General features: G+C 64.3%; 8 protein-coding genes. All 8 read right to left on the bottom strand.

The features are described 5' to 3' along the window. Nucleotides 1–377, bottom strand: a 377-nt coding sequence (locus RMN95_RS14010; RefSeq protein ID WP_397545297.1) for a hypothetical protein, incomplete at its 3' end; no start/stop codon positions are given. Beyond that, nucleotides 352–807: a cell division protein SepF gene (locus RMN95_RS14015; RefSeq protein ID WP_309617527.1), complete on the bottom strand. Its 456-nt coding sequence runs from the start codon at nucleotides 805–807 to the stop codon at nucleotides 352–354. The genes RMN95_RS14015 and RMN95_RS14010, both read right to left, overlap by 26 nt. Nucleotides 808–843: 36 nt before the next feature. Continuing rightward, nucleotides 844–1,518, bottom strand: coding sequence for a YggS family pyridoxal phosphate-dependent enzyme (locus RMN95_RS14020; protein WP_309617528.1), 675 nt, complete (start codon nucleotides 1,516–1,518; stop codon nucleotides 844–846). A gap of 6 nt (nucleotides 1,519–1,524) precedes the next feature. Beyond that, nucleotides 1,525–2,682, bottom strand: a complete 1,158-nt coding sequence (gene ftsZ / locus RMN95_RS14025) for a cell division protein FtsZ (RefSeq protein WP_309617529.1) — start codon at nucleotides 2,680–2,682, stop codon at nucleotides 1,525–1,527. Between the two features lie 221 nt (nucleotides 2,683–2,903). Beyond that, nucleotides 2,904–3,797 carry an FtsQ-type POTRA domain-containing protein gene (locus RMN95_RS14030; RefSeq protein WP_309617530.1) on the bottom strand — a complete coding sequence of 298 codons (894 nt, stop codon included), beginning with the start codon at nucleotides 3,795–3,797 and terminating at the stop codon, nucleotides 2,904–2,906. Between the two features lie 187 nt (nucleotides 3,798–3,984). Next, nucleotides 3,985–5,385: a UDP-N-acetylmuramate--L-alanine ligase gene (murC, locus tag RMN95_RS14035; protein ID WP_309617531.1), complete on the bottom strand. Its 1,401-nt coding sequence runs from the start codon at nucleotides 5,383–5,385 to the stop codon at nucleotides 3,985–3,987. Nucleotides 5,386–5,409: 24 nt separating this feature from the next. Beyond that, a complete protein-coding gene (locus RMN95_RS14040; protein ID WP_309617532.1) occupies nucleotides 5,410–6,489 on the bottom strand; it encodes a UDP-N-acetylglucosamine--N-acetylmuramyl-(pentapeptide) pyrophosphoryl-undecaprenol N-acetylglucosamine transferase in 1,080 nt (359 codons plus the stop codon). Next, complete coding sequence (locus RMN95_RS14045) at nucleotides 6,486–7,025, bottom strand: NADH-quinone oxidoreductase subunit J (RefSeq protein WP_397545298.1); 540 nt, start codon at nucleotides 7,023–7,025, stop codon at nucleotides 6,486–6,488. Before RMN95_RS14045 ends, RMN95_RS14040 begins: the two co-directional genes overlap by 4 nt. Between the last annotated feature and the right edge of the window lie 119 nt (nucleotides 7,026–7,144).

Raw genomic sequence — 7,144 nt, forward strand, 5'->3', positions numbered from 1 at the left:
TCTTGGGCCGCTTGCTGGGCGCGAGCGGCTCGCAATTGGCTAACACGCGCTTCTGCCTCGCGTACGGCGGCCATGCTCGAATCATAAGCACTCTTTTTCGATTCGAATTCCTGGCGGGCCACCAGCTTTTCTTCAAAAAGTTGCCTGGAGCGGTCGAAATCCTGCCGGGCGCGTTCCGAATCCGCTTTCGAGCGATCAATCGATGCCTGGGCAGACTTGATATTTTCGTCGGCTGCGTTTAAGCCGGCATCTGAAGCCGCAGACTCCGCTTCTGTGGTGGCAACATTGGCCTTTTGCGCAGCCAACTGCGCTTCGGGCTGGACGGATTCGAGCTTGGCCAACTGCTGACCCTTACGTACGCGCTGACCTTCCACCACGTTGATCTCCGTGATGCGCGACGCGCCATTCGCATTCGAGCCGATGTTGATGTAGTTGCGAGGCTTGATTTCGCCGGTTGCCGTACAGACCCTGCGAGAGGCCGCTGGCGAAGTCGATGAGTCGACGGGCATCCGGCTCACTCATTTGTGACAGGTTGATGATGACCGGTATTCCCTCTCGAAAATTCTCGGCGATCACCTGCGCGTCCTTGTACTGGCGAGGATGGACCGTGAGGATTTCATTCATCTCGGCCGCGGCGGGGCGAGAGTGGCCCGAACGTCGCATCGGGGTGACCGGCGCGCGATTCTGGGCAGCAGAGGGTGTGTGGTGGGCCACCGGGGCGACCGGAGCGGATGGTGCCTGCTCGTAGTCGTAGTCCTCATCCGCGAGGCCCAGGTAGACCATGGTCTTGCGCAGTGGATTTGCCATTTCATTCCTCCGAGTGGTGAAGCTTGTGATTCGAGATTAACCGGCCGTAGGCCGAATACCCGTGATTGCCGTGCCAATGCGCAGGTGTGTCGCGCCCTCGAGAATGGCGTCTCGGTAGTCACCGGACATCCCCATCGAGAGGTCGGATGCCGTCGGGGCCAAGACACGCAGACCGTCGGAGAGTGCACGTACGCCAGCAAACGCGGCGCGGGGCTCAACGCCGACAGGCGCGACGGCCATCAGGCCCCGCAACCTCAGCCCGTCGATCGACAACACACGCTCGGCAAGTCTCAGCACGTCATGTGGGGCGACTCCGCCTCGACCGGGATCGTCCGTGAGATTCACCTGCAGGAACACGTCGAGCGTGCTCCCCACGAGAGCGTCGGCCAGCGAATCCCTATCCATCGAGTGGAGCACATCGATGTACGACGCCACTTGCCGCCCCTTCTTGGACTGCAACTGGCCCACGAAATGCCAGGTCGCATCGAGGTCAGAGAGCTCGGCAACCTTCGGCTGGGCCTCCTGGTGACGTGACTCCCCAAAATCATGCACACCGAGCGCGTGCAGCTCCCGCACCAGCGACGCCGCATGAAATTTCGTGACGACGATGGTGGTGATGGTCGAAACATCGCGGGATGCCTCTCGTGACGCATCCGCGACTCCGTCACGGACGCCCTGCAGCCGCTCGGCCAGCGTCGCACCCTCGTTCACCGACGACTACTTGAGGAAATCGGGGATGTCGAGATCAGACTCGTCGTCATCGAAACTGCGGTCGACCGGAGCCGCACGTACCAGGCTGGGTTCGGGGCTCCAGGGCTGGGTCTCGGCCAGCGGCGGAGAACCGGCATCAATCGCACCGCTGGGCGTTGCCGTTGCTTCGGGGATGACGTAGTTAGTGCGACGAGTCTCACCGGGCCTGATCTGCGGGGCACCACCATCGAACCCGGCAGCAATGACCGTCACTCGTACTTCGTCACCCAGGGTGTCATCAATGACGGCACCGAAAATGATATTGGCTTCGGGATGCACGGCTTCCTGAACAAGTCGTGCGGCGTCATTGATTTCAAAAATTCCCAGATTCGAGCCGCCCTGGATCGACAGCAGCACACCGTGCGCACCCTCGATCGAGGCTTCGAGAAGGGGGGATGCGACGGCCAGCTCGGCCGCCTTTATGGCGCGGTCGGCGCCGCGAGCAGATCCGATACCCATCAGCGCCGAGCCAGCACCCTGCATGACAGATTTGACGTCGGCGAAGTCAAGGTTGATCAGCCCGGGCGTGGTGATCAGGTCCGTGATGCCCTGCACCCCGGCGAGCAGCACCTGGTCTGCGGTGGCAAAGGCTTCGAGCATGCTGATGCCGCGATCGCTGATTTCAAGGAGGCGGTCGTTGGGCACGACGATGAGAGTGTCGACCTCGTTCTTGAGGCTGTCGACGCCAATCTCAGCCTGTGAGGAACGGCGTTTGCCCTCGAAGCCGAAGGGCTTGGTCACGACACCGATAGTCAGCGCGCCAATCGACTTTGCAATGCGCGCGACGACGGGCGCGCCGCCCGTACCCGTTCCGCCGCCCTCCCCCGCGGTGACGAAGACCATGTCGGCCCCGGCCAAGGCCTCTTCGATCTCTTCCGCGTGATCCTCGGCAGCGCGACGACCGACCTCGGGGTCTGCGCCGGCACCCAGGCCACGAGTGAGTTCGCGACCGACGTCAAGTTTCACATCAGCGTCGCTCATGAGCAGCGCCTGGGCATCCGTGTTGATAGCAATGAACTCGACGCCTCGCAGGCCGAGTTCGATCATCCGGTTGACGGCGTTCACACCGCCACCGCCGATGCCCACTACCTTGATTACCGCCAGGTAGTTCTGGTTTGATGTCACGTTCCGGCCTCCACTGCCCCTGCGATTGCTCAATCTGCCCGTTGCAGACCCTCAACCTCAACTTGAGGTATAAAGTTATGCTCAGTATGCATTTCCTGTGATGAGGGTAGGTCGGCCATGACCGCGCATCACGTAACGGTGCCAGCGTGTCGGATGTCTGCGATGAATATGGCGCAGGGCGCTCGTTCCGCAGCGGCGCCGAGTCGCTCAGCGCACGCGGATCAACTCGGGCGGAATACCCCGTTGCCAGGTGCGGAGACATCGAACACGCCAGGCTGCGCCGGATCCGTCAGCCTGATCAGTGCGGCCAGCAGAGTCGCCTTCCGGGCGGAGTCGTCGGCACTGCCCCACGTCACACCCTGGCCGACACCGGAGAGTACAAGAGAAACATCGTCTCGAGTGCTCGCCGAAATGCTGTCGACCTGCGCGAGCAGTTCGGGCGGAAGCGCCACCAACACCGCGACCATGGAGGTGAACGCCGGACCGGTAGTGTCACCTCCGGGCAGGTTGAGCACGGGGACACCGGGGATCCGCTCGGCAGACTGCTGAAGCACGATCCCGGCCGGATCGACGAGATTGAACATCGCGCCGACCTTGACCGACCCAACCGGGGCGCGTTCGGTGATGTGAATGAGCAGCGTGCCCGGCGGAACAATCTCAGTGACGTAGCTGCGGATCAGTGGGAAAACTGCGAGGTCCCTGGTAACAGTGCCGAAGTCGAGCAACGCCAGCGGAGTGCCCAGCTGTCCATCGACTGCAGCATGCACTTCCGCCGAATCGATGCGGGAGGTGCCATCCACGGTGATGGTGCGCAGGGCGAGAATCGGCGAGTAGACAGCGACCACGACCAGCGCGACCAGCGTCGCCAGCAGCCCACCTACCGCAGCGAAAGCGACCCTTCGGTTGCGGGCACGTCGGGTGAAACGCCTAATCTCGGCGCGTTCGAACCTGCGCCTCGCGCGCGCGGCACGACGCAGTTCGGCGCGACTGGCGGCGTCGGGTCTGGTCTCTCGACGGGACGCGCCATGAATCCGGCGCTGGGCGCGCGCGGCCGAGGTCCGCGACCTCGCCGCGCCCTCGGGGCGGGCCTCGGGGCGGGCCTCTGGTAGGCCCACCGACCCCGGTCGTGGCGGCGTAACCCGTTCTGGCCTGGGCGCGCTCGCGGTGGTCGAACGCCTAGGTTTCGGGTTGCTGCGTTGAGTGCCACGAGGAGCCGGGTGGCGGGCACCCGGGTCGAAACCGTCGGGGCGTTTCACGAGCGCCTCAGTCTTTTCATGGGGAGTCTGATTTTTTCATAGGAGCCTAGTCCGGTGGTGTCGCGCGGAGCGACGCGAGTAGCTGAGGGACTATGCGGTACACATCCCCGCAGCTCAGCGTCATGATCAGGTCCCCAGCTCGCGCAATTGACGCGGCGCGATCGGCGGCCTGCTGCCAATCGGGCAGATAGTCGACTCGGCGGGAATCCTCGAACCGCTCCGACACGGTGGCGCCGGTGACGCCGGGAATCGGATCTTCTCGCGCACCGAACACGTCGAGCACGATCGTGTGGTCGGCGAGCTGCTCGTAGGTTTGCGCAAACTCGCCTGCCATCACCTGGGTACGGCTGTACAGGTGCGGCTGGTGCACCGCGATGATCCTGCCGGCTCCGACGACGCTGCGCGCGGCCGCCAGCGCGGCCGCCACCTCCGTGGGATGGTGTGCATAGTCGTCATACACGCTGACGCCCCGCACCGTGCCGTGAAGCTCAAAACGACGCTCGGTGCCGCCAAACGACGCGATGCCATCGAGCGAGGTACAGGGGTCGAAGCCCAGGCCGACGAGCACGGCGAACGCACCCGCCGCGTTCAGGGCATTGTGGTGGCCGGGGACAGTCAGTCGAGCCGAATAGTCCTGCCCCTGCCACGAGAGCGTGAACGCAACAGGACCGTGCGTCACGATCGAGTGCACGCGCACATCTGCCGCGGCATCCTCACCAAATGTCAGGATGCGCTTGTGCTCGAGCTGTCCGGTCACGCGGAGTGCGCCCGGATCATCACTGGAGATGACCACCAGCTCGCTCGCTCGCTCGGCGAACGAGACGAACGCGGCGTCAAACGCGTCGTGGTCGCCGTAGTGGTCAAGGTGATCGGCGTCGACGTTGGTGATGAGCGCAACTGCGGTGTCATAGAGCAGGAACGACCCATCCGACTCATCGGCCTCGACCACAAACAGGTCACCCTCGCCAGACGACGAGCTCACCCCTAAAGACTGGATCACTCCCCCATTGACGAAACTCGGCCGCGCATCGAGTGCCAGCATCGCGGTGATAATCATGCCGGTGGAGGTGGTCTTGCCATGGGCGCCAGCCACCGCGACGAGCCGTTTATGATTAATGAGCCAAGCCAAAGCCTGCGAACGATGCAGCACTGGGATTCCCCGGCCCACGGCCTCGAGATACTCCGGGTTGTCTGGCCACAACGCCCCCGTGTAGACCAGCGCGTCAACCACACCGACATTCGCCGCGTCATGACCGATCGACACCGTCGCCCCCAACTCGCGCAGGATGCCCGTGTTGTGGTTTTCCCCGCGATCCGACCCGGTGACGTCGTGCCCGGACTCGAGAAAGAGCCTCGCGATACCGCTCATACCACTGCCCCCGATGCCCACGAAGTGCACCGCACCCAAGGTGGCGGGCAGAGGCATGGTGAGGTCAGGATGGATCATCGGATTGATTTTACCCGGTCGAACCTAATTTGCCGCGAGGGCGCGACCGATGAGCTCAACCATCCGGTCGGTGCCGTCGAGGGCACCGGTGGTTGCCATCCGGACGGCCATGTCGGCGATGGCTGCCCTGTCGCGCAGCAGCGGAACGAGGTCGGATGCTACCCACCCCGGAGTGAATCGAGCGTCAGCAACGAGTATTGCGCCGCCCACATGCACGGCGCTGCGCGCGTTGAAGCGCTGTTCCCCGTTACCGATCGGATACGGCACAAACACTGCCGGAACGCCGAGCGCCGCTGCTTCCGCCACCGAAGACGTGCCCGCCCGCGACAGGGTGAGGTCGGCGACAGCGAGGGCCAGGTCCATTCGGTCCGCATAGGTGAGAACTCTGTACCCTGCAAGATGTGGATCGGTTACGGCGTCGCGATACGCACCGGTCACGTGGATGACCTGCCAACCCACCCCGAGAATCAGGGTTACCGACCGCGAGATCGTGTCATTGATGCTCTTGGCACCTGATGACCCTCCGGTCACAAGCAGAGTTGGCCTGGCCTCATCCAGCCCAAAGAAGTGGATGCCCTCCCGCCGCGCCGCGAATCGATCCAGTTGCTCAATCTCACGCCGAAGCGGCATGCCGACGAACGTGCCGCCCCTGATCTTCGTTCCTGCAAACGCGACCCCGACGTGGGAGGTGAAGCAGGCGCCGAGCCGGTTGGCTAACCCCGGACGGGCGTTCGCTTCATGGATGGCCAACGGGACGTTCTCAGCGCGGGCAGCCAGGTAGGCGGGGGCAGAGACGTACCCCCCGAAGCCGACAACAACGTCCACCGCGCGATCACGGAGGATCGCGCGGACGGCGTCGATCGTGCCTCGGAGCGCCTTCGGAAAAGCCAGCGCTGCGGAATTCGGTCGACGCGGCAGCGGCACGCGGTCGATGGTCAGCAGCTCGTAGCCACGCTCGGGTACGAGGCGAGCCTCGAGCCCCTCTTTTGTTCCCAGCACGAGAATGACAGAGTCCGGTTCGCGTTCACGCAGACGATCGGCGACGGCGAGCAGAGGATTGACGTGACCGGCGGTTCCACCGCCAGCAAGGAGGTATGTGGTCATGCGCGCGAGCGTACTCGCTGCGATGCCATCGTGCGCGACCGTTCTGCCGGGCTCTGCCCGATCGTCTCGCCGGGCCGAGTGGATGATCCCCGCGCGAACGACAGCACAATCCCGATTCCGAGAAGATTTGCGATCAGAGCGGTTCCACCCGCAGAAATCAGGGGCAGCGGCACCCCCAGCACCGGAAGCACCCCCAACACCACCGCGATGTTCACGAAGGCTTGGCCGATCACCCAGACCATGACCCCCGCGGTCACAATCCTGGCGAAGCTGTCGCTGCTGGCACGGATAATGCGAATGAACGCTATCGCGAGCACCACAAACAGCACCAGGACGACGATCGCGCCGACGTACACCAGGACCTGCACCAGGGCGACCACCTCGGCCCCGAGCACCAGGTAGCAGCCGGCGAGCGCACCCAGTGCCGCCACCAGCCACAGCGCGGCGTGCACGACCTGTCGGCTGACGACGGCCAGCATCCCGGACGCCCAGGCCGTCAACCCCAGCAGCGCGAACAGCACATCGCGCGACGTCACGACGCTGAGTCAGGCGTCACGGGTCTGGCCGGCTTCATCGACGCGGCGACCTCCTTGGGCACGGCGGCGCCGGCTTCGGCTGCAGGCGGCGCGGGGACGGTTGGCATCCACTGTCCGAG

The organism is Salinibacterium sp. (assembly GCF_031364185.1).
GTDB lineage: Bacteria > Actinomycetota > Actinomycetes > Actinomycetales > Microbacteriaceae > Rhodoglobus.

Excerpts from the sequence above, each read along its gene's own strand:
- RMN95_RS14015 (WP_309617527.1), bottom strand. The coding sequence starts at position 807 with ATGGCAAATCCACTGCGCAAGACCATGGTCTACCTGGGCCTCGCGGAT.
- murC (WP_309617531.1), bottom strand. The coding sequence starts at position 5,385 with ATGATCCATCCTGACCTCACCATGCCTCTGCCCGCCACCTTGGGTGCG.
- RMN95_RS14040 (WP_309617532.1), bottom strand. The coding sequence starts at position 6,489 with ATGACCACATACCTCCTTGCTGGCGGTGGAACCGCCGGTCACGTCAAT.